The organism is Streptomyces sp. NPDC052042 (assembly GCF_044548345.1).
GTDB lineage: Bacteria > Actinomycetota > Actinomycetes > Streptomycetales > Streptomycetaceae > Streptomyces.
This window is the reverse complement of the sequence record NZ_JBIUBU010000080.1, coordinates 1-2,062: the sequence shown is the minus strand read 5'-3', so window position 1 is coordinate 2,062 and position 2,062 is coordinate 1. Positions and strand designations below refer to the sequence as shown.

Annotated in this window: 1 protein-coding gene; it reads left to right on the top strand. The window is 70.9% G+C overall.

What is annotated here, in order from left to right; all coding sequences use genetic code 11:
• Positions 1 to 83 precede the first annotated feature (83 nt).
• Positions 84 to 2,062: SDR family NAD(P)-dependent oxidoreductase (locus ACIHCL_RS36935; RefSeq protein ID WP_399868931.1), on the top strand; the 1,979-nt coding region annotated here is incomplete at its 3' end.

Genomic DNA, 2,062 nt, shown 5'->3' with positions numbered 1-2,062 from the left:
CCACCCCCACCCCACCCACAACCCCACCCCCAACCCACCACACCACCCTCCCCACCTACCCCTTCCAACACGACCACTACTGGATGAACCCCACCGCTGCTTCTGCTCCGGTCCGGGCCTCCGACAGCAGTGGTGCGCCGGGCGCGGACCGACTGCGCTATCGCGTCACCTGGGAAGCCGCACCTGACAACTATGCCGTGAGCTCGACGGAGCGTTGGCTGCTCCTCACGACGAACGACCTGGCGGATGCCGGAATCCTTGCCGATGTCGAAAGCGCGCTCGCCGGCCACGGGGCGGCCGTCCAGAGCCTGGAAATGCCGGTGTCCGCCGACCGGGAAGCGCTCGCAGGGCTGGTGCGGGCGGCCTGGGACGCGGCCGAACCTTGCGAGCGCGTCCTGTGGCTCGCACCGGCCGAACCCGGCCTCGCCGAGGCCGTCGCTCTGATCCAAGCACTGGGCGACGCCGCACCGGATGCGCCGTTGTGGATCGTGACCCGCGGTGGGGTGGCAGCGCAGCCCGGAGAGGCCCCGTCCGTCGGCGGAGCACAGCTCTGGGGCCTGGGGCAGGTCGCCGAAATCGAACTCGCCGACCGGTGGGGCGGCTTGGTGGACCTTCCGACCGATGCCCCTCCTGCCGCGCTTCGCAGACTGGCCCGGGTGCTCGTCACGAACACCCCAGACAACCAGATGGCGATTCGTGCCTCCGGTACCTTCGTCCGCCGTGTGGTTCCCGCCCCCGGCCGGCCCGCACGGCGCAACTGGACTCCATCCGGCACGGTGCTCATCACCGGAGGAACGGGGGCGCTCGGTGCCCAGGCCGCGCGCAGGCTCGCCCTGGCAGGGGCGCCGCATCTGCTCTTGGCCGGACGTCGTGGGAGCGACGCTCCCGGCGTGGCCGAACTGATCGACGAGCTCACCGCTCTCGGCGCCGAAGTCACTGTCATGGCCTGCGACGCCGCCGATCGCGACGCGCTTGCCGCTCTGCTCGCCGGAATTCCGGACCACCAGCCGCTGACGGCTGTGCTGCACTGCGCGGGGGTACTCGACGACGGGGTGCTCGACGGGCTCACCGCCGAGCGCATCGACGCAGTGCTGCGGGCCAAGACCATCGCCGCCCATCACCTGGACGAGCTCACCGCCGACCTCGACCTGGACGCCTTCGTGCTCTTCTCTTCGATCGTCGGGGTGTGGGGGAACGGTGGCCAGGCCACGTACGCGGCGGCCAACGCGGCCCTCGACGCGCTCGCCCACCAACGGCGGGCGCGGGGACAGCGCGCCACGTCGATCGCCTGGGGCCCCTGGGCCGGGGCCGGGATGGCCGCCGGGGCCGGGGAAAGGTCCTTCGCGCGGGACGGTATCGACGGACTGGATCCGGAACAGGCTCTCGACCTGCTGGAGCAGGCAGTCCAAGCCGACGAGACCACCCTGATCGTCGCTGACGTGGACTGGAGGACTTTCCTGGCCTCCCCGGCGTCCCGTCGGCTCCAGCGTCCCCTGTTCGACAGGATCCGGGCAGCCCATGCTGGCGACATACCCGACGCCAAAGACTCACCCGGCAACGTACCCGCCTGGTTGTCGCCGCACCTCTCGGCGGCCGAGCGGCAGCGACTTCTTCTGGATCTGGTGCGTACGGAGGCCGCCGCGGTGCTTCGGCACGGCTCGGCCACGGCCGTCGATCCGGATACGGCGTTCCGGACAGAGGGCTTCGACTCCCTCACTCTCGTAGAGCTACGCAATCGGCTGGCCTCCGCCACCGGGCTGCGCCTGGCCAGCGCCATGTTGTTCGACCACCCGACTCCGACCGCTGTGGCCGGGTACCTCGGTCAGGAGTTGTTCGGCGACGCCGACCCGACCGCTGTGACATCGGAGAAAGCCGTCGTACGGCCCGTCGTCCCCTCGAACGAGCCGATCGCGGTGGTGGGCATGGCCTGCCGCTACCCCGGCCAAGTGACCACACCCGACGAGCTATGGGACCTGGTCGCCTCCGGAACCGACGCCATCTCCCCGTTCCCCACCGACCGCGGCTGGAACCTCGACGACCTGTACGACCCCGACCCCGCCAC